At 47.3% G+C, this 26,031-nt stretch carries 21 protein-coding genes and 1 pseudogene; 10 read left to right on the forward strand and 12 right to left on the reverse strand.

The genetic code is table 11. The annotated features are described in order from the left end of the window. Positions 1-14: 14 nt before the first annotated feature. Positions 15-611 (reverse strand): hypothetical protein, encoded by a 597-nt coding sequence (locus ACES2G_RS15455; protein WP_374000683.1) that lies wholly within the window; start codon positions 609-611, stop codon positions 15-17. After that, positions 611-1,942 (reverse strand): hypothetical protein, encoded by a 1,332-nt coding sequence (locus ACES2G_RS15460; RefSeq protein WP_374000684.1) that lies wholly within the window; start codon positions 1,940-1,942, stop codon positions 611-613. The genes ACES2G_RS15455 and ACES2G_RS15460 overlap by 1 nt, the downstream gene beginning before the upstream one ends. Positions 1,943-2,114: 172 nt before the next feature. On the opposite strand from ACES2G_RS15460, the gene ACES2G_RS15465 reads away from it, so the two are divergent. After that, on the forward strand, positions 2,115-4,421 hold the full coding sequence (locus ACES2G_RS15465; protein WP_374000685.1) for an ATP-dependent helicase: 2,307 nt from the start codon (positions 2,115-2,117) through the stop codon (positions 4,419-4,421). A gap of 2 nt (positions 4,422-4,423) precedes the next feature. Here the strand turns inward: ACES2G_RS15465 and ACES2G_RS15470 are convergent, their stop codons facing one another. Genes ACES2G_RS15470 through ACES2G_RS15480 form a run of 3 tightly spaced genes read right to left on the reverse strand, consistent with a single transcriptional unit; the run spans position 4,424 to position 6,642 of the window. Then, the gene (locus ACES2G_RS15470; protein ID WP_374000686.1) at positions 4,424-5,416 is read right to left on the reverse strand and encodes a hypothetical protein; all 993 of its coding nucleotides are present in this window, start codon (positions 5,414-5,416) and stop codon (positions 4,424-4,426) included. Positions 5,417-5,424: 8 nt separating this feature from the next. Then, positions 5,425-5,970: an MBOAT family O-acyltransferase gene (locus ACES2G_RS15475; RefSeq protein WP_374000687.1), complete on the reverse strand. Its 546-nt coding sequence runs from the start codon at positions 5,968-5,970 to the stop codon at positions 5,425-5,427. A gap of 18 nt (positions 5,971-5,988) precedes the next feature. Further along, entirely contained in the window at positions 5,989-6,642 is a 654-nt protein-coding gene (locus ACES2G_RS15480) for an MBOAT family protein (RefSeq protein WP_374000688.1), read from the reverse strand. A 406-nt stretch (positions 6,643-7,048) separates the two neighbouring features. On the opposite strand from ACES2G_RS15480, the gene ACES2G_RS15485 reads away from it, so the two are divergent. Beyond that, the gene (locus ACES2G_RS15485) at positions 7,049-7,540 is read left to right on the forward strand and encodes a hypothetical protein (RefSeq protein ID WP_374000689.1); all 492 of its coding nucleotides are present in this window, start codon (positions 7,049-7,051) and stop codon (positions 7,538-7,540) included. A gap of 255 nt (positions 7,541-7,795) precedes the next feature. Then, entirely contained in the window at positions 7,796-9,244 is a 1,449-nt protein-coding gene (locus ACES2G_RS15490) for a methyl-accepting chemotaxis protein (RefSeq protein WP_347357628.1), read from the forward strand. A 51-nt stretch (positions 9,245-9,295) separates the two neighbouring features. On the opposite strand, the pseudogene ACES2G_RS15495 reads toward ACES2G_RS15490, so the two are convergent. After that, positions 9,296-10,130: pseudogene (locus ACES2G_RS15495) on the reverse strand (flagellin). Positions 10,131-10,385: 255 nt separating this feature from the next. On the opposite strand from ACES2G_RS15495, the gene ACES2G_RS15500 reads away from it, so the two are divergent. Further along, a complete protein-coding gene (locus tag ACES2G_RS15500) occupies positions 10,386-11,585 on the forward strand; it encodes a serine hydrolase domain-containing protein (protein WP_374000690.1) in 1,200 nt (399 codons plus the stop codon). On the opposite strand, the gene ACES2G_RS15505 is transcribed toward ACES2G_RS15500, so the two are convergent. After that, positions 11,561-12,748: a KamA family radical SAM protein gene (locus tag ACES2G_RS15505; RefSeq protein WP_374000691.1), complete on the reverse strand. Its 1,188-nt coding sequence runs from the start codon at positions 12,746-12,748 to the stop codon at positions 11,561-11,563. The genes ACES2G_RS15500 and ACES2G_RS15505 overlap by 25 nt on opposite strands. A gap of 333 nt (positions 12,749-13,081) precedes the next feature. On the opposite strand from ACES2G_RS15505, the gene ACES2G_RS15510 reads away from it, so the two are divergent. The 3 genes from ACES2G_RS15510 (at position 13,082) to ACES2G_RS15520 (ending at position 16,643) form a co-directional block, all read left to right on the forward strand. Then, a complete protein-coding gene (locus tag ACES2G_RS15510; RefSeq protein WP_347357632.1) occupies positions 13,082-14,503 on the forward strand; it encodes a hypothetical protein in 1,422 nt (473 codons plus the stop codon). Positions 14,504-14,572: 69 nt separating this feature from the next. Further along, complete coding sequence (locus tag ACES2G_RS15515) at positions 14,573-15,409, forward strand: ankyrin repeat domain-containing protein (RefSeq protein ID WP_347357633.1); 837 nt, start codon at positions 14,573-14,575, stop codon at positions 15,407-15,409. Positions 15,410-15,590: 181 nt separating this feature from the next. Next, the gene (locus ACES2G_RS15520) at positions 15,591-16,643 is read left to right on the forward strand and encodes a hypothetical protein (RefSeq protein ID WP_374000692.1); all 1,053 of its coding nucleotides are present in this window, start codon (positions 15,591-15,593) and stop codon (positions 16,641-16,643) included. Here the strand turns inward: ACES2G_RS15520 and ACES2G_RS15525 are convergent. From ACES2G_RS15525 to ACES2G_RS15535, 3 genes are all read right to left on the reverse strand, one after another. Continuing rightward, entirely contained in the window at positions 16,579-16,956 is a 378-nt protein-coding gene (locus tag ACES2G_RS15525) for a hypothetical protein (protein WP_347357635.1), read from the reverse strand. The genes ACES2G_RS15520 and ACES2G_RS15525 overlap by 65 nt on opposite strands. A gap of 166 nt (positions 16,957-17,122) precedes the next feature. Further along, positions 17,123-18,520 (reverse strand): hypothetical protein, encoded by a 1,398-nt coding sequence (locus tag ACES2G_RS15530; RefSeq protein ID WP_374000693.1) that lies wholly within the window; start codon positions 18,518-18,520, stop codon positions 17,123-17,125. 10 nt (positions 18,521-18,530) lie between these two features. Next, positions 18,531-19,175, reverse strand: a complete 645-nt coding sequence (locus ACES2G_RS15535; RefSeq protein WP_374000694.1) for a co-chaperone GroES — start codon at positions 19,173-19,175, stop codon at positions 18,531-18,533. A 27-nt stretch (positions 19,176-19,202) separates the two neighbouring features. On the opposite strand from ACES2G_RS15535, the gene ACES2G_RS15540 reads away from it, so the two are divergent. Both ACES2G_RS15540 and ACES2G_RS15545 read left to right on the forward strand, forming a co-directional pair. Further along, positions 19,203-21,575, forward strand: a complete 2,373-nt coding sequence (locus ACES2G_RS15540; protein WP_347357638.1) for a PBP1A family penicillin-binding protein — start codon at positions 19,203-19,205, stop codon at positions 21,573-21,575. A gap of 130 nt (positions 21,576-21,705) precedes the next feature. Next, positions 21,706-22,539, forward strand: a complete 834-nt coding sequence (locus ACES2G_RS15545) for a DUF6279 family lipoprotein (RefSeq protein ID WP_374000696.1) — start codon at positions 21,706-21,708, stop codon at positions 22,537-22,539. Positions 22,540-22,548: 9 nt separating this feature from the next. On the opposite strand, the gene ACES2G_RS15550 is transcribed toward ACES2G_RS15545, so the two are convergent. Continuing rightward, entirely contained in the window at positions 22,549-23,490 is a 942-nt protein-coding gene (locus tag ACES2G_RS15550; RefSeq protein ID WP_347357640.1) for an MBL fold metallo-hydrolase, read from the reverse strand. A gap of 86 nt (positions 23,491-23,576) precedes the next feature. Next, complete coding sequence (locus tag ACES2G_RS15555) at positions 23,577-23,837, reverse strand: 2Fe-2S iron-sulfur cluster binding domain-containing protein (RefSeq protein WP_347357641.1); 261 nt, start codon at positions 23,835-23,837, stop codon at positions 23,577-23,579. A gap of 195 nt (positions 23,838-24,032) precedes the next feature. Here ACES2G_RS15555 and ACES2G_RS15560 point away from each other — a divergent pair, with 195 nt between their 5' ends. After that, positions 24,033-26,003, forward strand: a complete 1,971-nt coding sequence (locus tag ACES2G_RS15560) for a hypothetical protein (protein WP_347357642.1) — start codon at positions 24,033-24,035, stop codon at positions 26,001-26,003. Positions 26,004-26,031 lie beyond the last annotated feature (28 nt).

The following is a 26,031-nucleotide window of genomic DNA, read 5'->3' on the forward strand; positions in this document are numbered from 1 at the left end:
GCGGGGCTTTTTTTTTACAAAGGCAGAACCAGCCCCAGACGCAGGACAACGCCAAAGATTGGGTTGGGATCGAAGTCTGCCCCCACCAGAGCACGGCCTTCCAAAGCCGCAGACACACCACCGTAACGACCGGTCATAAACATCTCAAGCCCAGCCGCCGCACCACCCATCACTTTCATTCCGGTCTTGTCGCTGCGGGAAGAACCCATAAAGGTCGTGACCACTTCTTCTTCGTACCCACCGACACCGGCGCCCAGATACACGATTCCGCGCATGTGCTCTTCGGCTCCTGCGACCAGATTGTAACGACCCCACATCAGCAAATCCTGATGCTTGCGTTCAATGGAGGAGGTACTGTTACCGCTTTCATCAGAAAAGTGACTGTATTCAAAGAGCACGCTGTAGCGACTGCGGTGATAGCCCAATCCAAAATTCATCGGCTGACGACTTTCAAGATCCTGAGAATTACCCCGCTCGTAGCGCATTTCATAGGCCAAGGGGTACAACGCCAACAAGGAAACTGTATCTTCAGTTTTCACCTTCATACGGGATTCCTGAGCCCAAGCACCCCACGACATTGTCAGAAGTAGAAAAACAACAAGAAGTCTCATCACATAACTTCCTGAGTGTTCGTTGTATTGGCTTCAAGGATCAATCCGTCTGCGTTCTTTTTGCAGGAGTAGCTCGTGTTCGCCTCGTCGGTGGAAGCATTGATCACACCCGCCAGGAATTCACACTCGGCCTGTTTCATCTCTGGAAGTTCCTTGGCAAAGCTTAAGACGTACTTTTCTGCACGATAGTAAGCATCTTTGCTTTCAACCAAGTCATTCTTCAAAGCATTCAGCGTGCGCAGAATAACTTTCGCCACTTCCTTGCGGGCCGCCAGAGATTCCAGACTGCGCTCTTTGGCGGAAACTTCGGTGAAGCTTTTCAACATGCGAGAAAACTGCGTCCCAATCACATAGGCATAACCAGTCACATAACTTTCAAACTTCTTGGCATCCCCGGTTTTATAGAAAACCTGAATGCTATTTTTGATCGTCGCTTCGCTCGGCAGCTCATAGGTTGCAAAAATCCCGTCCACATCCAAAGAACGATTCATTTTTTCCTTCGGCAAAGACTGCGCAATAAAGTCCGGATTTCCGGTGTACATCCAACCCCAGTAATCCGCCAAACCTTCATTCAAACCACGAAGCATGGCCTGACGATAGTACTTCTGCAAAGCGGCCTCTGCCAATTCCGCCCCTTCAATATCCGAAGGTTTCAAACGACCTCTTTGCGAAAGCTCTTCATGGATGATGGGGGACGACTCAAGGAAATCCTCAAGATTATGAGCTGTGACCTTGGCCTCTTCCGTGCTTTTTAAAACAACTTTATAGAACAAGGAATGGAAGTGTTCGTGCGCCAGAATTCCACCGTTAATGGCAATCGGCAGACCCGCTTGATTGTATGGCACCACCAGCATGGAGTCCGTATCGCCATCATAGTAAGCGTTGTTGTTTTGTCCGCCCTTGACGCGAACACCGACACCCACATCGCGAGGCCATGTATTGATTCCTCCAGCACCCAACTCATCATCCAATTGAGCCAGTCTCTGTGTGTGCGCATAGATCGCCACCAACTGCTGGGTCATTTCATTCGCCGGAATAAACTCACCGTCTTGATTTTTGATAAAACGACTGACCGCCGGGCGACCTGTGAGCTTACCTTTTACAATGCGAGGACTCATAAAAAAGCGCACAAATTTTCCAGATACCGTCTGCAGATCGCTGATCCCCAGCAAATCCACCGTCTTTAACGCATATCCGGACTTTGAATCCGACTGTGGAGCCAGAACACGGACCGTGCCTTTTTCCTCGGCCGTTTCAGACTGAGGAGCGCAGGCACTCAAAGTCCCTACAGCTAAAATTGTTGCGGTGATCCGGCTAAAAACGCGCTTCACAAAGTCCTCTCTAAGCTCTATAAACGGGAGGGTCTCTCTCGCCACTTGACTTATTGCGTTATAGTTATAGTGAAAAAACTCCAAAACCTCAATAAAAACTTAGAGATAGACAAACTTTGTCAGTCTCACTACAAGTTTGACAGTCCCCGTAACGCAGGTGAAGGAAACCGCCATGGATGTACTTGATTTTGTTACTAAAAATCTGAACCCTGCCCAGAAGGATGCCGTTGAGACCCTGGACGGCCCTTTGCTTATTCTAGCTGGAGCAGGTTCTGGCAAAACCAGAGTGCTGACTCATCGTATGGCGAATATCATCGGCCAGGGCGTTGCCGCCCCGGATGAGATCCTTTGTGTGACCTTCACCAATAAGGCCGCCAAAGAGATGGAACACCGTATTTACAAGATCCTTTCTGACATGGGCGCCATGGTTCACACGCAGCTTTGGGTTAGTACCTTCCACAGCTTCTGCGTTCGCGTTTTGCGCCAGCACATCACTTTGCTCGACTACAAACCCTTCTTTGGGATCTATGACTCTTCTGATCAGCTCAGCCAAATCAAGAAAGTCATGACGGCTCTGGATATCAACGACAAGATGTATCCGGCCAAGAGTTTTCAAAGCCGCATCAGCAGCGCAAAAATGATGGGGCTTTCTCCGGACGGTCTTGAGAAATCCTCCAAGCGCCTGATGGATCAAAAGACCGTGCAAGTTTACAAGGCCTATGAAAACGAGATGAGGAAGGCCAACAGTCTGGACTTCGATGATCTGCTGCTAAAGACCTATGATCTGTTCCGCATGTATCCGGATGTTTTGCAGATGTATCAGAAAAAATTCCGCTACATCATGGTGGATGAGTATCAGGATACCAACCACATTCAATATCTGCTGGTACAGATGCTGGCGTCTGCTCACCGCAATCTTTGTGTGGTCGGTGACGAGGATCAGTCGATTTACAGCTGGCGTGGAGCGGATATCAAAAACATCCTGGATTTTGAAAAGGACTTCCGCGATGCCAAGGTTGTAAAGCTGGAGGAAAACTATCGTTCCTCCGCCAACATCGTCAATGGTGCCACCGCGGTCATCAAGAACAACTCTCAACGAAAAGATAAAACTCTGTTCACCTCCAATGAGGCCGGTGATTTGATTCACGTTCGTGAAGAGAAAAACGAATATGAAGAAGGTCGCTTTGTCGCCAAGACCATTCAGTCCATGATGAACGAAGGCGAAGGGTCTTATAACGACTATGCGATCTTCTATCGCACCAATGCGCAGTCTCGCGTCCTGGAAGAACAGCTTCGCACGATGGGCATTCCGTATCGCCTAGTCGGCGGCGTGCGCTTCTATGAACGTATGGAGATCAAGGACATGCTTTCGTATATGAAACTGTCCATCAATCCGGCTGACGATATTGCATTGAAACGAATCATCAATGTCCCGGCTCGTGGGATCGGCAAAACCACTATCGAAAAAATTGAAGAATATGCGGCTCAAAAAAATATGAGCATGTTTGAAGCAGCCTTCAAAGCCTGCGATGAACGCCTGTTCAATGCCGGAACCACTGGCAAGATTCGTCGCTTCCTGGAGCTGATGACGGACCTGCAAACCAATGCCACTGCCTTTAAGCTGGTGGACTTCTATCATATCGTTTTGGATCGCACCGAATATCTGGCCGCTCTAAAGAAAGATGAATCTCCGGAAGCTCAGGCGCGTATCGAAAACTTGGAAGAGTTGGACAACGCCATCGCCCAATTCGCGAAAGAACGTGGCGAAGAATCCACCCTAACCAGCTTCCTGGAAGAGATGGCCCTGGTGAACGACGTTGATTCTTTGGATCAGGAACAGAACTCTGTCACGATGATGACTTTACATATCTCCAAAGGTTTGGAATATCCGTATGTCTTTGTCGTCGGCCTTGAGGAAAACCTATTCCCAAGTGCGCGCAGTGCGGAAAGCGACAGCGAAGAAGATGTCGAGGAAGAACGTCGTCTGGCTTACGTCGGCATGACCCGCGCCCGTCAAAAGCTGTGGCTGACTTACGCAAAAATGCGCCGAGTGTGGGGACAGGAACAATTCAATCCGCCATCTCGCTTTATCAAAGAGATTCCGCAAAATTTGATCGACTTTAAGACTTCGGCTGAAGCTCCTCGCTTTGTGTCTCGCTATGGCTCGAGCTCTTATGACTCTGACTTTGGTGGCGGCGGTGCTGGCAAATGGGGTAATACCGGAAATGGTGGTTACGAGCGCAACAAGGCTCGCAGCCAAAACTATGATGATGTTCAAGACTTCCCGGACTACGATGGTGATAGTTCTTCAGGTAGCGCACCGTTTTCAAAAGGGATGCGTGTCAGACATCCCACCTTTGGAGTGGGTACTGTTTACGCGACAGAAGGGGCTGGAGAGAACTTCAAAGTCAGCGTCATGTTCACCGACAATACGGTTAAAAAGTTTGTCGTCAAATATGCCCGACTGGAGCGCGTCTAAGGCTAAGGCTGGATAAGCCCAGCCTTAGAAACAATGTCCTGTAGGATTAGATAACTGGCATAACAGGTAAAGTGCGTACCATCTTTCCAGTATTTGGGACTGCCGTCATCCTGCTCAATGCTGTTGATATAGCTTTGCACCTTTCCGGTGGCTTTCTGCAAATCATTGATCCAGTCCAGATGCCTTTGCATAATCTCCGGATATTCGTGCTGAAGCTGTTTGGTGAAATCAGGATGGTACGGCACAAACGCCACAACGAAATCGACCCCGATATCCTTCGACAGATACTGCAGCATCAAATCTTTCTTCCAGCGGCTTTCTTTCGGGATAAAAACCTGCTTGGTGTAGTTGTAGTACATCAACTGCACTTCTTTTTTCAAAGTTTCTTCGGAAAGTGACCCGGCAAAAGAATCCTTAAAGCAGTTCTCAGAAACGATGCTGTCAACACCAAGACGGAAGGATTCATTCGTCAGCTTTTTATTGCCTAAAGCAATAGCCGCATCAAAGTTGCTGTGATCCAGTGACAGTAAAATTTTGCTTTTTAGATTTGAAAAATCCAATTGACCTGCGGGACTGTACAGTTTCATGGCGTGAAGCTTTGATTCCTTACTGTCACCCAGAATTTCATAATAGTCGGCCTGCCAGATGACCATCTTCAAAGGAATCATTTTCTTCGCCAGCTCAATGAAGGCAATTTTTGCCTCCGCACTAGAGCCCGCAACCGCCAAATTTAGAACTTTTTTGCCCAACTTTCTGGAAAGCCATTCGGGAGAAAACCCCTGCCCCCGCGAAGTGCCCACGATAATCACTTCCGCATCAGGATTGGCCTTAAGTATTTGGGCTACTTCATAATAAGAGTTCACTGAATAGCGATGAACATCGATTTCAGAGCAGTTGTTACAATAAGGATCTCGCCACAGCGTAAAGCCAATGACAAAAACCGTGAAGAACATCGAAAAACCAAAGAAAGAAAAGATCGCCTTTTTTGCGCTCATGCCAGCCTCTAGAATTGGAAATACAGGAATGGTGACTGCTCACCCATATACATCAGGCAAATCACAAACAACAAAGCCACAATACCGGCCATCGAAAGTGAAGGTTTAAACTTCATTTCCCAAGTGTTCTTTGCCCACATAGAACTTACTAATCCGATCAGACAGATGGCATAGAACTTATCACGATACTTAATCGGCATAAGCGTAATGCCGGTATCGTAGGACCCCTGCCAGGAAAACACCTTTGTCAGCCACATGGATGCATCATGAAGCGAGTTGGCTCTAAAGAACACCCACGCCACAGAAATGAACAGGAACGTGAAGGCCCACTTCAAAGGGCTGAACTTGATAAGATCAATATTTCTGTCCTTACAAAGCCTTTCCAGGGCCAAAGCTCCCCCGTGCATGACTCCCCAGACGACGAACGTCCAATTGGCTCCATGCCAAAGGCCCCCGATGGCCATCGTCAGCAAAAGATTTCTATACGTGAACAAGGTCCCCTTGCGATTACCACCCAACGAGATATAGAGATAATCGCGAAGCCATGACGACAAAGTGATGTGCCATCTTTTTCAGAACTCAGTGATGGAGCGAGACTTGTAAGGCGAGTTAAAATTGGCCGGGAACTGAATGTTCATCATCAGCCCAAGCCCCACGGCCATGTCAGAATAACCGCTGAAATCAAAGTAAAGCTGGACCGTGTACCCCAACATCGCGAAGAACGCCTCAAGATTAGAGGCCACCGGAATATTCGCTATAATAGGATCAATCGCTTCAGCCACGCGATCTGCAATGAGCATTTTCTTAGACAAGCCGAAAACAAAAAAGCAAATACCCTTCCAAAAATTGGAGTTACTGAAAATATAGGTCTTAGCGCTTTCCAATTGCGGAACAATAGTGTTGTGCCTTACCAACGGACCAGATATCTGATGCGGGAACAACGTCACATAGCTGGAAAACTCCAGCAAAGATCCGTGGGAACTTGCCGAACGTCGATAAACATCGATCACATAGGACATTGATTGGAATGTATAAAACGAAATTCCAATCGGCAAAACCAGATCAAGATGAGGCAAGCCGGTGTTCGAACCAAAGTACGACAAGGCCCCATTCACCGAACCGATAAAGAAGTTATAGTATTTGAAGAAGCCCAGAACCGAGAGGTTGGCTATAACTGATGTCAGCAGCAGCGCTTTTCTTTTTCTATCGTCTTGGCACTTGAACAATAACTGCCCAATATAGAAATCAAGAACTACAGTGAATAAGAGTAAAAATACATGCGTATGACTCCAGTATGCATAGAAAAACAAACTGGCTGAGAAAAGAAAAATAAGCTGAAATCTCTTATTCCCGATCAGATAGTACCCAAGTAAGGCGATCGGCAAAAACACGAAAATGAACTGAAATGAATTAAAGAGCATCGATATATCCCAAAAAAAGAGCAAACCCAAGCTAGTTAAGTTCACTTGCGCGTTCAAGATAATAGTGAGACTAAACTTAAACATCCTAAGAATGCGACGCATTGGGGCAAGAAATACACCTCTCTCTGAGGTGTGCCTAAGCGCGTTTTATCTTGCCAAAAAAGCCAATCCTGACAGACTTCTTTGGTCTACAAACTATAGGGAGTCTTTCATGAAAAAGTTAATCGTGGCCTTGTGCCTCTTGTCCTCTTCAGTGTCCTTCGCAGCCAGAAATGTAGCTTCTTATTCCGGGAAAACAGCAAGCATCAATTTGGGCATGACCAGCTCTGCTTTGAATATTGGTGGCCGTATGGAATTCGATAACGACCAGGGAGCGTTGGGAGCATACATCTTCCTGCAAACTGAAAAGAAGGGCATTGTTCCGCAAGTTCTGACTTTCGGTGCTCACTCCATGTTGAGACTTGTTGAGTCCACGAATGCAACTGCATACCTAGCTCCAGGCTTTGGTATTTCCATGATCAAAATGGATGGCGCAGATGACAAGACTGTTGTTGGTCCAAGCTTCCGCTATGGCGGTCAGTTGAAACTTCCAAACGGAGCTGGAGCTTTGGGCCTTGAGCGCCTTGAAGCATGGAACTGGTTCGACAGCGATTCCGATGCTAGCGTGGCGTTCACGTCCGTGGTTTACTCTTTCAATTTCTAATTGTAAGAGACATTCGCATCTTCAAAAGCCCGGCAGGTCCGGGCTTTTTTTTCGAACAAAAGTTATTTGCACCCCCATCTTCTCCCCGAGAATACTTCGCAATAGCTCCGATCAATAGCTGGCCAAATAATTTTTGAGCAAGAAAGTGTTTCGAGATCCACGGGAACACCAGAATATTATCAAACTACGACTAATGCCTCTCGTTCATTTGCCCGATGGAGTGTTAAGCCACTTTAACATGTCCAGGGGAATGTGATGATAAAGTCATGGAGTCTAAAAACAAAGTTAACATCAATGGGTCTTTTTGTGGCTTTGCTTTCCGCCAGCAGTGGAGCCATCGGGTTCTATTTCCTTCATAAAGTCAGCGCTGAATATAATGTTGTAGCCAAAGACAACCTCCCCTCACTCAAGGAACTTGCTGACTTGCGTTCCACGATCCGCGAGCTGCGCATTCACGTTCGCAGCATCGGGCTTGCCGGCAACACGCAAGAGGCCGTCAATCATTACATCGAACAATCCAAAACACAGATTGGTGCTTTCGAAAAACACATCGAAATGTACACAACAATTGATCGCCAAGCCAAAGACCGCAAAAGCTTTCAAGAATTCCTGCACAGTTGGCAGGACTTTAAAAAGTTCGGAGGCGAAGTCCTGACTTTGGCACAAGACTTCAAAACAAATGAGGCACAGATCATTTCCATGATCCGTGATGTCTGCGAAATCAAAGCCGCCGGAATTTACAAACCTCTGCTGGTGGAAACGGAATATCAAGTGAACTATGCAGACAGTTCAACTCACAACGCTCAGGCGGCCGAAGCCAATGCGCGCTCCTGGGTCAGCATCTTCTCTCTTGTTGCCATCGCTTTGGCTGGTGTCGTCTCATTCCTGGCCTCTATTTCCATTGCAAAAACAGTTAAGAATATTTGCGAGGCACTGACTCTGAACTCCACCGAAGTTCACCGAGCAGCTAATCATCTTTCTGAAGCCAGCCTGACGGTTCATGATGGATCAAGCAAGGCTGCCTCTATGCTGGAAGCCAGCACCGCTTCCATCACTCAGATTGAATCAATCGTCAAAATCAGCAATGAAAATGCTGTGCAAGCCAAAGTCGCCTCTGAACAATCCATGAGCTCGGCTGAACACGGCTCCAGCGCAGTTCAACAGCTGATGCAATCCATGAACGAGATTAATTCCAGCTCTCGAAAAATGCAGGAAATCATCAACATCATTGAAGACATTGCCTTCCAAACAAATCTGCTGGCTCTGAATGCCGCAGTCGAAGCCGCCCGAGCTGGCGAAGCAGGCCGGGGGTTTGCTGTCGTTGCCGAAGCCGTCCGGACACTGGCCCAAAGAAGCTCTGTTTCTGCCAAAGAGATTTCTGACCTGATCACGGAAAGCGCCACTTACATCCAGAATGGTGTTTCCAAAGCCGAACAAAGTCAGAACGTGCTTAAAACAATCCAAAAAAGCATTGAACAGGTTTCGGCCTACAATCAAAACATCGCCTCTACCAGCGAAGAACAACGCTTGGGAATTCAACAAGTCAGCGGAGCCCTGCTGAGCTTGGATTCAACTTCCCAAGACAACACCAAAGCCTCTGAACAGGTATCCCAGATCGCTCAGGAGCTCAACGAAAAGACCGAGGCCGTGGACCATCTCATATCCAATTTACGGGAATTGATCGAAGGACAAAAAGCAGCATAAAAAAAGGGGGGATCTCAAATGAGATCCCCCTTTTCATTAACGGAGTTTCGACTAGCCAATCAGCTTGAGTGCCAATTGATTTGCCTGATTTGCTTGCGACAGAACCGAAGTCCCTGCCTGCAATAAAATATTATTTCTAACCATCTCACTGGAAACCGCTGCCACGTCGGTATCACGGATACGACTGTTGGCTGCCGACAGGTTTTCCTGAGTCACCCCCAGGTTGTCTACCGTCGACGTCAGGCGATTCTGCAAAGCGCCCAGATAAGCGCGGGTACCGCTGACATTTGTCTGAGCATCGTCCAGTCTTTTCAAGGCCGTTTGGGCTCCCTCTTTTTGTCGAGAAATCCAAACCGTCCAGTCCCAATGCATCCAAAGTGGCAGCATGCTTGCCTGCCTCAAAAGAAATTCGATCAGCAAACGGATCATTGCCAATCCCCACCTGGAAATCAAAGTTCGGGGCCGAGCCATCCAAAAGCTTTGTGGTTCCCCATGTGGTGGACTTTGCAATTCTTTGCATCTCACTGGTCAACTGCTGCACTTCTTTGTTAAGCATTCCCCGCTCAGTTTCACCCACGGTATCGGAAGCGGCCTGAATTCCCAACTCACGCAGGCGCACAATGATGTTTCCGACTTCATTCAAACCGCCTTCGGCCGTTTGAATCAGAGAAATACCATCGTTGGCATTACGCTGTGCTTGTGCCGCAGAACGGATCTGCGCCTTCAAACCCTCGGAAATTGCCAAACCTGCAGCATCATCTGCTGCCTTGTTGATTCGACTTCCTGAGGCGAGTTTAGCCATCGAGTCGTTAACGACTCTTTGCGCGCCCACCAGATTCCTTTGTGCATTGAGTGCTGCAATATTGGTTGTAACTCTCATTCCCATGTATTAATTCCCCATCAGTCTGTCATCATCATGGCCACAGCCTCCTTGTGCAGTTCATCGCCAACATCCGAGTTCGCGACTTGTTCCTTACAAAACTTTTCGGGAGTTCGCCGAAGTACTTCACGAGACTATGGAACGAATTTTATCAGTCGTTAACGACATCTCTCCTCTGCAAAGGGCCAAGTATTCCACGAAAATTTGTTTTCTTTCCCGGAAAAATACATCACCCTGTCTCATACCGAGAAGGAGTTTTCGATGAAATCTGCACTGTTGCTGTCCGTACTTTCGTTGATTCTGATGTCTTGTGCTTCCAAGCCAAGCCAAACCAAGACTGTCGATCACGCTGGCGACTTTATTGCGTCGTATATCCAAAGATACAATATTCCAGGGGCATCCCTGGCGATTTCTCATAATGGCCAAGTCGTTTTTCAAAAAGGTTATGGATACGCCGATGTGGAAGCTCAAGTGGCTCCAACACCTGAAACAGTTTTTCGCATTGCCAGTGTAAGTAAACCCATCACGGCGGTCGCGGTCTTTAAGTTGCTGGAAAAATCCGGCACTGACCTGAAAACCGCTTTAGATAAACCGGTTTTCGGCAAGAACGGTTATCTGCCTCAGTACAAGAAAATCAAAGACGCACGAGTTTTGAAAATCACTTTGCGTGATCTTTTACAACACACCGGCGGCTGGAACTCCGAGTCCTATGATCCTCAATACGACGTCTATCATATTGCGAAGAAAATGAAGACCTCTGTTCCCGCGTCTGGTGACACTGTTATTCGCTATATGCTTCAGTATAAAGATCTCGATGTGGAACCGGGCAAAGAATATCACTATTCGAATCTGGGCTTTAACATTTTGGCTCGCGTGATCGAGACTTTGAGCAAAATGCCTTATGAGCAATATGTTCAGACTGAAATCTTTGCGCCGATTGGGATTGTCGACATGAAAATCGCAGGCAACACGCTGAAAGACCGCCTGCCATTGGAAGCGCGCTATTATGATGATCCTCGCTATCCCCAACCCATTTCTGTCTTCGATAACAAAACCAGGGGTCCTCAAGCCTATAACGGCTTTGCGTTCCACACCATGGATGGCCATGGGGGCTGGCTAGCAACACCGACAGATCTGGTAAAGTTTGCAGATGCTGTGACTCCTGGGGCCGGAAAAGTTCAACTGCTAAATCCTGAAACCATCAAGGTGATGACAACGGCCAATCCTGCAACTGGAAATCCGACGGCATCCCTGGGTTGGGTTTCAACAGAAGACGGTAAATCCGTCGCTCATGCGGGCGCATTGGAAACAAGTACGCTTTCTTATTTGAATCGTCGTTCGGATGGAACCACTTGGGCAGTGATCTTCAATCGTCTTCCGGTAAAAGACCTTGCGGAAATTGGTATTCTCGCCAAAGACCTGATGTCCGGAATGGATCAGGCTTTACATGACTTCAGATGAGCCCACTCAGCTTCGTACAAAGAAGCATCGGGCTTGCGGATTTTCTCTGGGGCGGGGCTGATATACTCGGCCTTGACCCCATCCCAGCCGACATAGTGGCGAGTGCGCCCCTCCTGCCCCACTTCAAAATTTGGAACAAGATAGGTTTTGCCGCCACCATTGGGGATGTCCAAAGACAGATTCGGCATTGCCAGGCCCGACAAATGCCCCCACAGCTCTTTTTGAATTTCTAAAGAATCTTCCACAGAAGTGCGCAAGTGATCTGTCCCTTGCGATGGGTCGCACTGGAACATGTAATAGGGCTTTACACGCAAGTACAACAGACGACGGTTCAGAGCCTGCACCAATGCCGGGTGATTGTTAATTCCATTCAAAAGCACCATCTGATTCATCACGGGAATCCCGTTATCCACAAGTCTTTCCAACGCCTCGACAGCTTCGGCTGTGAGTTCTGCCGGATGATTAAAGTGTGACATCAGGAAAACAGGCTTATGCTTTTTCATGATCTGTACCAGATCGCCAGTAATACGCATCGGGCACACCACCGGCATCCGCGAACCGATACGAATGATCTCGACATGTTCAATCGCTCGCAAATCCGTGAGCACTCGATCCAACTGCTTATCACTGACTGTCAGTGGATCACCACCGGACAAGATGACCTCACGCAGGCCTGTGTGTGAACGAATATAAGCCAAGGCCTGTTCGTATTCTTCATTACGGATGAAAGCTTGCTCCTGCCCCGTGAAGTGTTTGCGTGTGCAGAAACGGCAATAAACACTGCAAATATCTGTGATCAAAAACAGTACACGGTCCGAGTAACGATGAATCAAACGAGGAGCCGCCTTATTCACGCGCTCGCCCAAAGGATCCAGCATCTGCTGATCGCCTTCTTCAATTTCAAAGCGATGTGGCATCAGAATCTGGCGCAGGGACTGTCCATCAGGACCTTGCTGGGCAAGACTTGCATAGTAAGGCGTCGTACGAACGTTGAAGAGTTCCTTCCCACCCACGAACGCGGCCTTTTCATCTTCATTCAATGCAAAGTGAAGTGCAAAATCGTCTTGAGTTTTGAGCGAATGGCGAAGCTGCCAAGTCCAATTATTCCAATCGGATTCAGCAATAGATTCTGGGCGAGGGCTTCGCGGGAAATGAAACTTCATGGCTGTTTTATGAAGGAAATAGCCCTATTTAGCAAGGAGAAGGCCCTTTTCAATGCAAAAAGTGACCGAAAGGGGCGCTTTTAAAGGAATCTCGCACAGCCCCCCCTTAACTCTTTTAACTATATGAAAATTCGCGGCTTTTAACGGTTCTCACGGTGGGACACCACAAGTTTTACAGTCACCCCTTGGCATTCCCTCATTCTCAACATGAGAACCTTTAGATATTCCATGCGCTTAGACCCTTTGGCACAGCCCCCCCCGTTTTGGCCCGGCCTTCGCTTTACATCTAGGTAGATAAAAGGGACTGGATGTTCCCTTCATATAGGAGGACTTATGAAATTCACATACCCACAAAAGAAATGGGTTCTGACAACGGCCTTGCTGGCTGTTTTAGGTGTTAATGTATCTTTAAACTCTCACTCTGACGGTATTGCTTCCGCAGACTTCGCTTCCACAAGCGGTGATCTGATGGAAAGCAAGGTGTACACTGCTGATGGCGTTGTACCCGTTAAGTACATTGATAATGGGGATGAAGAAGTCCTGGCCCTGGTTCCAAAGAAAACAACTGAAGGAAAAATCTGCGAGGGCAAATGCGGATATGACACCATTACTTTGAGTGTTAAAAATAAATCCGACATCGATTCTCTAAATGTTGAATTGATGAAGCAACTTGCGAAAGAATCCACAGCTCCTAAGAAGAAAGTCGTAAAGAAAGAGGAAGTGGAAGAGGACGCGGTTGAAGCAACCGAAGAAGTCGTCGCTCCTAAAAAACATATTGTTGATCCATTCAAAGACATCGTTAAAGATTGCGTGGCAGAATCTGCGACAGAAGAAGCTAGTGTTAAGTGCGTCAGCAAGAAGTACCTAGATATTCTTAATGACAAAAATAAGTCCAAAAACATTTCTGCCAAGCAAGCGTTGGAGTTCTATAATGAAGAGATTCAAACTCTGATTTCTTCAGATATTGCAAAAGCCAGACACATTAGCGCTACGGTCAGACGTGGGCAGATCGATCCGACCTACTATAACGAAATGCTCGAGTTCGAAAACCCGGCTGTGCAGGTGCGCGATGCTTTAGCAAGAGCGAGAGACGCATCTAGTGAAATTCTAAAAGACACTCCCACGAAATTTGAAGTTGTACGCCAGAAAGCCGTGGCCCTTCAGGCTGAAATCTTGAAACGAGAACTTATCCAATATAAAGAAGTTAAAATTCAAGCTGAGCAGGCCAAAAATACAAATGAAGGAGCATTCCTCTTAAACGAAGCCATGCACCGCCTGCCAGAAGTAACCTCACTGCACGATATGCTGATCAGGAACTCAACAGACTCTCTTAGAGTTGCTCGCGCAGAGAAGAACATCACTTACGACCAGGCGACTGCCTACAATAAGTATCTGCTTGAAGTCAGTAACGCTGTGGCCCAAATCCTAGGCGGAAAAGATAGCACCTTCATGCAGAATGTTCCGACATCTCAAGCCGTAGATCTTAGCGGCAGACTACAGAATCCAGGTCGCGGCATGAGCATCGGCACCATTCCCGGCCAAGCTCAGGTTCCAACATCTCAAATCGGCGTGATTCCTCAACAGGGTACAACAACCGTTCCTGCAGGGACCAATCCAGTATCGACCAGATCTGGAGCTACACTTGCAGCCCCACTGACAACGAGCGGTGGTGGGGTTTCCTTCGGAGCTCCACGCGATGCAACTGCTGAGGCATTGCAAATGAGACAACAAATTCGCAGCGGCCGCACACAGTAAATTATAGAGTTAGTTTTCAATCCTCCCAAGGGTCCACGATGGACCCTTGTCCTTATGAAAGGAGAAAACATGAAAAGAGTCATTTCCACTTCCATAGCCGTGATGACTATTTTGATGGGTTGTTCTTTCTCAAAGGATGGAAATCCCCCGAAAACTCCACTTGCCACCGAGTTTAAAACAGAAAATTCCTTTCAATATTTAGTTCTTTATTCATCATATGCGGACTTAAATGCCGCTCTGAAGACAAAATCGGAGGTGGAAATAAACACTCCGTTTTCCGACGGAAGAACCCCCCTTGAAACAGCTGTTTACAGGGGGAACTGGGAAATCACCGATGCAATTATTGCAGCAGGAGCTTCTCCCTTTATTAAGAATAAAATTACGGGAAAGTCACTCTACGATACATATCAAACTGTAACAAGGAAGGAGACTGACTCACTTAGGATTGATATCTTCCGCACAACCTCTCGGGCAATTTCGCAGATAAAAACAAATATCCGGGCAATCATTACCCAAGACCCTGAAGGCTATCTTCATAAGGTTCTGGCGTTAAATATACCTATTACAATAATATTTGATAGCCTCTTTCGGCTTTATCCCAAGTTTCCTCCACATATTGTCGAAAAGATAATTTCCACCCAGTCGTTAGATAGCGATCTAACGACTAAGCAACAAGAAGCTGCCTCGAACCTTTTTATCAAAGAGCTTGATTCTCAACTGGATTCGGAAAACCCGCACTTTTCTCTGCTAAATTTTTTTCCGCCAAAACTCAATCAGCTATCATTAGCTATAGATTTTATACTGAAGATAGCACCTATCATATTAGCCCGGCGGCACTTATGCTATGGAGAAACGGTCGCGCTTTCCCGAAGCATGAGTCTCTGTCGGCTCAAATTCAACAGTTGAGTCACTGGCCTGAAAACAATGCAATAGCAATTTGCAGCTCTAATTGTAGAGATCTTCAAAGTGCCGAGCGGATAGTAACTTACGACGAAGTGCTGAAAGATCCTGCCTTGGTAGATATCATGAATGAAGCTCTTTCCGAGCGGTCAGGACAATTTTGGCGATTGCCGGTTATGGAGCCAAGATGAATCGCGTTTTACAACTTTGTTTAATTGTTATATTTGTTGGACTATCTTGCTCATGCGCCTTTAAAAAGGATCAAACCCAAGCTCCAAATGCTACTGAAAACAAAGAGCATCCTCTTTTTCAATCTGTCCTATCGTTGTCTACAGAGAAGCTCGCCCCTCTCCTAAGTCCGTATCAAACCCACGAGCTATCGACTCTTGAATATAATGGAAAAACACTCCTGGAAACAGCTTTGATAAGGGGAAATGGCCATATTATCTATTTACTCCTAAAGGCAGGAGCCTCTCCCTTTCATAAAGGTTCCGCATCATCATTCAAACCCTATGAACTGATGCTAACATCAGACTTGAACTCTGCACTTCTAGGAAGCTGGAGTCTTAAAATATATAGAGATATGATCATCCAACCACTACCGCTGGATAAGATAGCAAAATCCCTGAAAGATTTAGGGCTCAATTGCAACGACATCCTAACCTTAGATTCCTTTATGGTCAGCACCACGGGCCAGGGTAGTCAAGCCGCCGTTACCTTAATCCAAAACCAATGCATGCAATCACTTACAGCAGCGTCAAAAAAAGAGGCAATAAAAAGGTATGCTGTAGCTGCGATAAGATATGCTAAGTGGGATCATGCTTACATGAACTCATTAATGAGTTCATACGAGATTAGAACTGCCTTCTTGCAGTTCACCTCAAATGGCAAGCCATTAAATTTAGGCGTTCGAGCACTGTTCGAAACAGCGCTAAAGTACCTATCTTCGGAGGAAAAGAAAAATTCTATCTCTAGCATTATAGAGAACCTTCCGAACAATACCTCATCCGAGATAGAATATACTCTGGATATACAAGGCCCCATAAAGGCATCTATCACACGCTCTGACTCATGGATCGCACCTCAACTGCAGGAACAACTAACTCTTCTACTGAGAAATTTGGAAAACTTTGGCACTCCTATTCAGGAGTATCCATGGATTCACAGGCAATCCATTAGCGCATCATCACGCGCAGGCGCACCGGCTCACGAGGGCGCAGAGTGGATAGGTACATTCTGACATAGCGGACTTTGGATTTTTGAAACATATCGATTTGCTGCATTCCGAAGCGATAGTCGCCTTCCAACCGCCAAGCTGGCAAAGACCACCCGTTTTCTGTGATTACTTCGGCTCTTTGAATGCGGGCGCCACCTGGATTCATCACTTGAACCATGATCTCTTGATACTCAACCTTGCTTTTACGCAAAACAATCTGCTGATAAACAGGATAATCCGCAAAGATAGTTTCGTAGGCGACTTCCGTCCAAGCATGAGCGGATGAAACAAAGCCCGAAACCAATAGGAATACCGCCGACAGAGCGAAACTTTTCATGAAGCCTCCTGGAGCCCTGATCTTACAAAGATCCCAGAGCTTGTCCACGATGTTTTAAGGCAAAAAAAATCCCGGGGGACTTTCGCCCCCCCGGGCCCTGCTCACCACCAAACAAGATGTTTCAAGTAGTCATCAAGCTGTCGTACAAGTTGCAATCGTGCTGTAATCAAAAGCTGATGGCGGCTTTAGATGCAAATCCAAATGTAAAACCTTTTTCAAGGTTGTCATTGCCGTTCTTCCAAGCTTCGCCTGGGAACAACAAACCGACCTGATTCACCCACTGGATACGATCACTGTGTTTGTAAACCACGTCGATATCCCATTCTAGGCCCAGATCTTTTGAAGAATCAACAGAAGAATTTTGGGTTTGCATCAATTGTGCATACACCAAAGTGTTACGAAGATCGATTCTTTCGGACCATGCATAGTTCACGGATGGAGCAAAATAGAAAGTATTGCTGATAGATTCATCATCCGCAGAATTTCCGATACCCATCGCACCATCTTTAACCACATTTGTGTTCAAGAAGTCTTTTTGACCCAAACGATGGTTGAAAAGAAGCATTGCCACGTCATAGTTACGGTTGAAAGCGTATCCACCGAAGTCGTTGGAAGAATCATCCCCCGTCGCCATACCCAAACGAACTCTGTAGTCCCATTTGGATTCTTTGGCAGGAACGTTGAATTCCATCGCCAAGCCGTAACCGTTCAGACCGATGTCTTTCGTGCCAGTTGTCACACCTGTTTCACCCGTTTGGAAACCCGCTTCGAATTTGAAATCAAAGGCATCAAAGCCACGACCCAAAACGAAGTTTGTTCTTTGGATGTTCATGTTAGAGTTCACACTATCACCACCGTAGGCTGCGACCTGATCAGCCGTATAGTGCAAAGCCTCTTTCACACCCTTGGTTGTTTCCTGATAGATACCAAGAAGAGACTTGTTTTCTTCGCTTTCATACTGAAGCTGGAAGCCCATCGTCGTTACGGAACCACCCTGACCGAAGCCCGTGGACTGTTTGCGCCCCAAAGATGGCATAAAGAACCAGTCACCCACGACAATTTTGTAGGCAACCATATCGCGCGTGTCATACCAGTGATCGAACATGCCCTTGCCAGAGCTGTAAGTCATACCCAAACCGAACTCAAACGGCGCACGACCCACGATCAAAGCACCATATTCCTGATTCACAGTCAGATACAATTGGCTGACTCGAACATCTGTAGAACCTTGATTGCTGGAATTTGCTGCGTTACCACCAGGTGCAACTCCATTGTTGTTCAAACCCCAGATATCACCCAATTGAGAATTCGGATATGCCTGGCTGTTCAGGATATCAAAACGGGAAACAACATTCACACCGTCAGCCGCGATAACTTTAGGGCTCAGGTAAAGATAGTTTGTACCGTATGCTTTTCTTTCAGTCGGAGTACCCAAAGAAGGACGATCCACCTCAGTCCATTCAAAACGATAGCCTCCGCTCCAGTCCAAAGACATGGCCTGAGCCGCTGGGGACAAAAGCGCCACAGAAAGACCCAATGCTTTCAGAAGATTCTTATTCAACATTTTCATTCCTTTACTTAGAGACCACGCCCATCACATCGCCTTCGCGCAGAATGATGAGGTCTTCGTTTTGAATTTTGATTTTAGTACCAGCGTATTCAGAGAAAACGACTTTGTCGCCCACCTGAACATCCATCGGACGCAAGTGACCTTTTTTGCTGATATGCCCACGACCGGCTGCCACAACGTAACCTTGCAAGTTACCGGAAGTATCCGCCACGCTGTCAGGGATATACAAACCACCCGCTGTCATCTTTTCTGCACCGGACACCTGAACAATCAAACGATCATCCAAAGGAGTCACAAAGTTACTTAGATCCAATTTCTTTGCTGGCTTTGTGTTTTTTATCAAATGAGCCGTTGGCATTGCCACCGCTTTTGCCGCTGGAGTCTTTTTGACTGCCGTCTTCTTGGCTGGAGCTTTTTTAGCAACAGCTTTCTTCGGAGCCGCCTTCTTTACTGCGGCCTTCTTCACAACCGCTTTTTTTGCTACTTTTTTAGCAGCCGGCTTCTTGGCGACGGACTTCTTCGCTGCGGCCTTTTTGGGTGCAGCTTTCTTGGTTGCAGATGATTTTTTTACTGGAGCTTTTTTGGAAGGCGTTTTTTTAACGGCCTTTTTTACACTGGCTTTTTTTGCAGAAGATTTCTTCTTAGCCACAAACAATCCTTTCACAAAGGCGACTTAATGAAAAACATTTCTAAAGGTTGTTCAGCAAGTGAGTTTCGTACTACGCTGTTATTTATGTTGCGACCACGATTAAAGACTATTTTATTGGCTTTTACAATCCTTCTGACGCTTGTAATCATCTGCGGGCTTGGGATTGGCGTCTATTCCTACTTTGCCTTGGAGAAAGAACTTGTCTCCAAATTGGAGTCGAAAAAGTTCATCGTCCCAACCGAGTTCTATGCGGCCCCGCCCACATTCCAGACACAAAGTTTGATTCAGGTTGCCGATATCGAGAAACAACTTTTGCGTCAGAACTACCGCCGTCGGGAGTTTGACCAAAGAATTTTGCCAGGGGACTACTTCATTGCCACTCGCGAACAATGCGCTGCCAGACTGCAGGTGGGGCTTGATGAAAATCAGGATGCTTGTATCGGCTGGGTGACCCAGGATACAGCGACGCAAAACAGTGACAGCTCCTTACAGGTTCTAGTCATCCAAAAAGATCGCCTGATTTCCCGCATCTTTAAGGGCGCTCCTTTTGAGGAAGTTAACGAGGCCCTTAGCGAAGCTCCTCTTCTTGCTCAATATATCGGCAACGAACCACTCATGCAAAAAACTGTCAGCTTGGGGGAAGTTCCTCCCATGTGCTCCAACGCCATCATGTCTATCGAAGACGCTCAGTTCCTGGAGCACGGTGGGGTCAGCATCAAAGGCATCTTCCGAGCATTGGTAAAAAACATCACCACGGGTCGCAAAGCTCAAGGGGGCAGCACCATCACTCAACAGTTGGTGAAAAACTATTTCCTAACCAGTGAACGCACTTTAAAAAGAAAATATCAGGAATTCATCATGTCTATCCTGCTGGAATCCCGCTTCAGCAAAGATCAGATTCTGGAAACATACCTGAACATCATCTATCTGGGACAGAACGGAGCTTTCCAAGTCCGAGGTTACGGCGCGGCCGCTCGATATTATTTTGGCAAGGAACTAACGGATCTGAATATTAGCGAATGCGCCCTGATGGCCGCTATCGTCAACAGTCCTGGCCTTTACAATCCGTTCAAAAAACCAGTCAATGCCGAACGCCGTCGCCACTTGGTTTTGGATAAAATGAAAGGCTTTGGATACATTTCTGACGAACAGTTCAACGAAGCCGACCGTCAGCCATTGCCTGGCGCTCCGCGCAGTATCGCCTCAGAAACTGCTCCATACTATCTTGATGCCGTCCGCAAGCAGCTTGGCAGTCAGGGGCTAAATCCGGACGGCCTTAAAATCTACACCGCTTTGGATCTTGAGGCTCAAGAAACCGCCCAAGAATCTCTTCGCAATCATCTGGAGAATCTTGAAAAATCCAACAAACATATCGCTGGCCTGAAAGCCAAGGGCAATGCGCTGGAAGGAAGTGTGCTGGTCGGAAACAACAAAACCGGCTTGGTCAGCGTGGTTGTGGGCGGCCGAAATTTCCGCATGACTCAATTCAATCGCGCAATCGACGGGCACCGCCAGATTGGCTCTATCATGAAGCCGTTTGTGTACCTAACGGCCCTGATGAACAACACAGAAACCGGGCAACCCTACACTCCAATCACCCTGCTAAATGACGAAAAATTCACTTACAAGTACGAAGGGCAAGCTTGGTCCCCGGATAATTACGGTAAAAAGTATTTCGGCTCAGTCCCGATGTTCTATGCTCTTAAGAACTCTTTGAATGCAGCAACTGCATCTTTAGGATTGGCCGTGGGGTTGGGCAATATCATCGACGTGACTCATTCCATGGGAGTAACTTCCGAGCTCAAATCCTTCCCAGCAATGACTTTGGGTGCTTTTGAAATGTATCCCAAAGAAGTTCTGCAAAGCTATATGAGTTTGGCAGCCATGGGGCAAAAGCCAGCCCTGTCATTCATTCGTCGCGCCTTGAACTCTGACGGCCAGGAAGTCTATATCCACAACCCACGTCCAACACCGACCGTCGATCCTGCCGCCGTCGCAAGTCTTGTCAGCATGATGAAGCAAACTGTGATATCAGGGACCGCCCGCTCCATCACCTTGAATGGCTTCTTTAATCCGGCAGCAGGAAAAACAGGAACCACCAGCGACAACAAAGACGCTTGGTTTGCCGGCTTCACTCCTTACCTCACAACTGTTGTTTGGGTCGGCTATGACAACAATCTGCCCCACAAATTGACCGGATCTAATGGTGCCGTGCCAGTGTGGACTCAATTTATGAAAAAGATGGGCACCCGTTTTCCAGCCGATGACTTCCCGTGGCCGGAAAATACCGTGAAAGTCACGCTGGATCAGCAGACGCTACAGTCGCTGAATGCTTACAAGGAAGGTGATCCTACGCAAGTGGAACTCATCTTTGACAAAGCCAAGTCGCCAGACCTTTGAACGGAAGTTTCTTTTAAGCACCCGGGCCGAACTCCTTCCTCTGATAAGATCGCAGGAAGGAGTAAAAAACAATCCGGGTCCCCCATCTTGATTTCATCATCTCCGAAGAACTCGCAAACAAAAATTTTCAATGAACAAAATGCTGGCTGTTTTGTGCCTTGGGTTTCTGAGTTTAACCGGATGCAATCAAATTGGCTTGGCCTTCCGCTGGGCTGACACCTACATCGCTTCAAAGGTCGACGACTATTTTGATATCTCCTCCAAACAAAGTGCTTCTTTGAAAAATGGACTCAAAAAAGATCTCAATGAACTAAAAACTGATCTCTTACCCCAGTGGGTGGCACGTTTTCGCGGCATTCAGTCCGAAGTTCAAAAGGGGCATCTGAATCCTGAACGCACGCAGTTTTACTTTGATCTATTCATGAAGGACATTGATCACATCAATGTCAGATTCTCAGATACAGCGAACCTCTTCATTTCCAACACCAACAATGAACAACTGGAATACTTTGCCAAAGCCTTCCAAAAGAAGACGCAAGACGACCTTCAAAAGTTTCAAAAAACCGCCCAATACCAGAAAGAAATGCGGGGAAAGTATCTGGAGTACTTCGAGATGTTTCTGGGCTCTTTAAACCAAGAGCAACAAAAGTTGATCGACACACACCTGGCCGACTCGCCCTTTCCAGGGGAACTGAAAGCCCGCAGCAAAGCCCACGTCATCTCCCTTTATCTTCAGGGCAATAAATCAACAGAGCACCGCCGGAAGTTTTTGAGAGAGTACTATAGCAATCCGACGGCTTTTAGCTTGCCCGAATACCAGACAGCCTATCAGGACTATCAACATCAACTGAAAAATCTCGTAATTAAAATGATGTCGACGATCACCGACAAACAGAAAAAGAACCTCATTGAAAATTTGAACGAAAAGACCGCTCAGTTAGAGCGCATTGCCAAAGCGGGATAACCTCCCGCCTTAGATTACTATCTCCAGACCTTCATGCGCAAAGTCCCATTCAACCTCGGGCAGAACACCCTTGTTCGCAGAGGCGAAACGCTGACGGGATTCATAGTATTCCCTGGTCTGGCGCTTAAGCTCCATGACCTGTTCAATACGTGCCCCAGGGTCGTGGTGAGCAAAAAGAACCTTTTGAATTCCTTCGCGAAGCGCAATATCCAAGCCCACCTGGGCAGCACTGTGTCCCCAGTTGGCTTTTTCCGCCAGCTCCGGAAGAGTGTATTGCGCATCGAAGTACATCAAATTGACATTTTGATAAAGCGGCAGATCCTCGCCCAGCTCTTCTCGAGTGATACGGGTTCCTTCCGTATCCACGCAATGAGCGTAGGCCTTTCCACCAGATTCCACCTTCAAACCCCAACATGGATCTGGATGATCCAGCTTAAACGGTGTCAGCGTCATATCGTCCAGTTGGAACGGCTTGCGCGGCTCCAGCACATGGAAGAAGATCTTGGCCTTTAGCGCTTCAAATGGCACCGGGAAGTACGGACGGCAGAAAATCCCCCGTATCAGCTTTTCAAGCTCTGGCTGAACCGCATAGTAATGAACTTCACAGCCCGGGATAAAGTGGGGAGTGAAGAAGGGCAATCCAATCACATGATCCCAATGGAAATGAGTCATGAAAATATGGAAAGGACCTTTCGCACGGCCCGTGGTCCCGGTCATGATCTGTTCACTCAGATTACGAATACCACTTCCGCCATCCAGAATGATCTGGCCTTTGCCGCTTTGGATTTCCACACACGTTGTCGCAGCTCCATAGCCACCAATATTCGGAATCTCCAAGCTTTGAATGTATCGAGAAATCTGTGAAGGGTCGCGATAGCCTGCCGAGAAGAAGTTTCGAAGAACTCCTTCTATGTGGTACGTCCAATCCATCGGTGGAGGAGCGGAGGGCAAAGACCCCCGTACGCCCCAAAATTTAATCGTAAGAGACATATGTAGATAACAGAATGAACTGTTTAGAAACACGAATCAAATACATATTATTTGGTCGGGCTTTTGTCGTAATTCACGATCACCCGTTCAGACGATGGTTGGGCCTGACAGGTCCGAACAACTCGACTTCCCTCGTGGTCTTCCGTGGTGGACCCTTCTTCTATCACAGCTTCGCAGGTTCCGCAGTGACCCTCCATGCAGGAGTAAGGGGGATTCAGTCGGTTGATCAGCGCAATGTCCAAAAGACTGCGTCCAGCCTCCCCTTCGACCTCGATCTCTTTTTCCCCGATTATGTAGGTAATCTTCATGTAAATATCACAACACCCCCCTCCCGCGGGGACAACCTCTTTCTAGTGCTGGGCATAATTTAGGCAAAACCCCCTTCTAGTAGAGTTTTTGCTTTGTGTTTTATGGGAATCTTTACTATTTCTCTTGCGGCGCTGTAACCCGTTTTTTTTCGAACGGTCCTGACAGCCTTGTTCATGGATGTAAAAGGAGAGCTTATGATGCTCAAAAAAAGTTTCCTGACGGCAGTCTTGGCCGCTGGATTTTCTGTTCTGACCGCAGTTCCTGCCTCCGCTGGCTGGGAAGTTCTAAAGCCTGCAAATGCCTGGGAAAAAATTAAGAAAGAAGTCGCCAAACAAGAAATCGGCGGTTCTTTGACTTTGGTGAACGCCGATATCATCGATGGCATCTCCACTTCTCTTCGCTACAAAATTGAATCTGAACCATCCTATGTGGACGGCTACTATACACGCATTGATAAATACATGATGAACATGGGTGTGAATGTCGGCGACCTAATCAACGACATGGACAGCCCTGTCAGCTTTGGAATTGATAAAGGCACCGAGATCATCTTTGCCCGTCAGTTCAAATCTCAAAAAGATTCCCTTCTGTCCCTGCCCTATACGATGAGAAACCTGCCCCTGACCGCTGAAAAAGCCATCACTCGCCTGGTTCCCGGCGACTTTGTGGCTTTCGAAGGCAAGTTGAATGTGGTTCTGTCTTTGGGCTATGACACCCTTAAAGGTTCCTTTGAAGCGGGTGCTTCCACGCACGCGTATCTGTCAGGTAACTTCATGGTTCATATGTTCCGTATGGCCGACAACAAGATGCGCGTAAAACTTATCGCCGTTCGCGGTGAAGGCGTCGGCGCCAATGCGGGCGTTGAAATCGAGGACTTTGAAGTTCTGGGCATCAGCCTGATCGACAGCCGCCTTGAAAAATGGCTCAGCTTCACTCCGCTTAAAGCTTCCGCTGGCCTGGGTAAGAACGACGTGATCATGCTGGATTATGTGTTTGATCTAAACAACCCGCAGGCCGCTCAAGCTTACGATGGCTTGCTTCAAAATAAAGTGATGTTCAAGGACGTAAAGATCCTGAACCCTCTGGCGTCCCGCACTGATCTGCAAAACCAGCTTCTGGCGGACCTGTCAGATGTGGAACAGATCGCTTTGGAAGACTCTACCATTCCGGCACAACAACGCCGTATTGATCGTATCTTCAAAGGCTCAACAGCCGGCATTCACCGCGATGCACGCACCAAGTTCAGCCTGACTCTTTTGAAATTCGAAGCCGGTCGTGCCTATGGCGAAAACAAGGTTCTTTCCTTCGACAAGTACGATCAACAGCAGCACTTCCTGCTGGATACTTTCTCCAAATACAAAAAGAGCAAAATCTTGTTTGGCCTGTTCGGGGAACAAACCCTGAATTCATCCAACCTTCTTTTCACTGCTGACAGCAAATGGGCTCCTGCGCGCTTTGTGACCCTGACCTCCAGCAATGAAATGAAAATGCGTGATGTTTCCAAACATGACTTCCGCGAAATTCAAAAAATCGTGCAAGAGACTATCGGCGACAAAGAGTTCAACAAAATTCCTTGGAACAACTGGTCCTTTGCCAACGGCAAAATCGTGAACGGTTACTTCAAGCAGGAAGTCTTCTTCAACCCTGAAGCATTGAGCATGCTTCCGCACCTGAGCAAAGAAGCCCTGTCTGCGCGCTTTGAAAAGTACATTGCCAGCAAGACCCGTCCTCGCTCGGGCCCATCCATCCGCGCCATCATCCCTAAAGGCTCTATCGCCAACTGGATGGCAGCGTTCACTGGCGATATTCGTCGCGTAGGCGCACGTCTGGCGGTGGTTATTGATCCGAAGACCACTGTGGAAAAGCGCTTTGAAGCTTTTGACGATCTTCAGGAAATGGGCATCTGGAGAGAGCGTGGCATTGGCTTCCTGATGTCTTTGATCCCAGAAGCCTCCCAACACCAGCTTCTGCGTTATGAGATGATCCTGTCTGCCAAAGGAGTGACACCAATTCAGTATGGCTTTGGTTCTTTCGCTGAAGAAAAGTTGTACCGTTCTTTGATGTACATCCAGAACATCATCCACAACCGCAGCTTCGACCTGCGCCTGTATGCTGATGAAAATGGTGAGTTCCGCACTCACACCAAGCCAGCTCCTTTGATGTAATCTGAACTTTAAAGTAGAAAATAAAAAT

The sequence above is a fragment of the Bdellovibrio bacteriovorus genome (assembly GCF_041888015.1).
In the GTDB taxonomy this organism is placed as follows: Bacteria; Bdellovibrionota; Bdellovibrionia; order Bdellovibrionales; family Bdellovibrionaceae; genus Bdellovibrio.

Bases quoted from the DNA above. Each gene is read 5' to 3' on its own strand.
- ACES2G_RS15455 (WP_374000683.1), bottom strand. From the start codon at position 611: ATGAGACTTCTTGTTGTTTTTCTACTTCTGACAATGTCGTGGGGTGCT.
- ACES2G_RS15465 (WP_374000685.1), top strand. From the start codon at position 2,115: ATGGATGTACTTGATTTTGTTACTAAAAATCTGAACCCTGCCCAGAAG.
- ACES2G_RS15470 (WP_374000686.1), bottom strand. From the start codon at position 5,416: ATGAGCGCAAAAAAGGCGATCTTTTCTTTCTTTGGTTTTTCGATGTTC.
- ACES2G_RS15485 (WP_374000689.1), top strand. From the start codon at position 7,049: ATGAAAAAGTTAATCGTGGCCTTGTGCCTCTTGTCCTCTTCAGTGTCC.
- ACES2G_RS15490 (WP_347357628.1), top strand. From the start codon at position 7,796: ATGATAAAGTCATGGAGTCTAAAAACAAAGTTAACATCAATGGGTCTT.
- ACES2G_RS15500 (WP_374000690.1), top strand. From the start codon at position 10,386: ATGAAATCTGCACTGTTGCTGTCCGTACTTTCGTTGATTCTGATGTCT.
- ACES2G_RS15505 (WP_374000691.1), bottom strand. From the start codon at position 12,748: ATGAAGTTTCATTTCCCGCGAAGCCCTCGCCCAGAATCTATTGCTGAA.
- ACES2G_RS15510 (WP_347357632.1), top strand. From the start codon at position 13,082: ATGAAATTCACATACCCACAAAAGAAATGGGTTCTGACAACGGCCTTG.
- ACES2G_RS15515 (WP_347357633.1), top strand. From the start codon at position 14,573: ATGAAAAGAGTCATTTCCACTTCCATAGCCGTGATGACTATTTTGATG.
- ACES2G_RS15520 (WP_374000692.1), top strand. From the start codon at position 15,591: ATGAATCGCGTTTTACAACTTTGTTTAATTGTTATATTTGTTGGACTA.
- ACES2G_RS15525 (WP_347357635.1), bottom strand. From the start codon at position 16,956: ATGAAAAGTTTCGCTCTGTCGGCGGTATTCCTATTGGTTTCGGGCTTT.
- ACES2G_RS15530 (WP_374000693.1), bottom strand. From the start codon at position 18,520: ATGTTGAATAAGAATCTTCTGAAAGCATTGGGTCTTTCTGTGGCGCTT.
- ACES2G_RS15540 (WP_347357638.1), top strand. From the start codon at position 19,203: ATGAAAAACATTTCTAAAGGTTGTTCAGCAAGTGAGTTTCGTACTACG.
- ACES2G_RS15545 (WP_374000696.1), top strand. From the start codon at position 21,706: ATGAACAAAATGCTGGCTGTTTTGTGCCTTGGGTTTCTGAGTTTAACC.
- ACES2G_RS15555 (WP_347357641.1), bottom strand. From the start codon at position 23,837: ATGAAGATTACCTACATAATCGGGGAAAAAGAGATCGAGGTCGAAGGG.
- ACES2G_RS15560 (WP_347357642.1), top strand. From the start codon at position 24,033: ATGATGCTCAAAAAAAGTTTCCTGACGGCAGTCTTGGCCGCTGGATTT.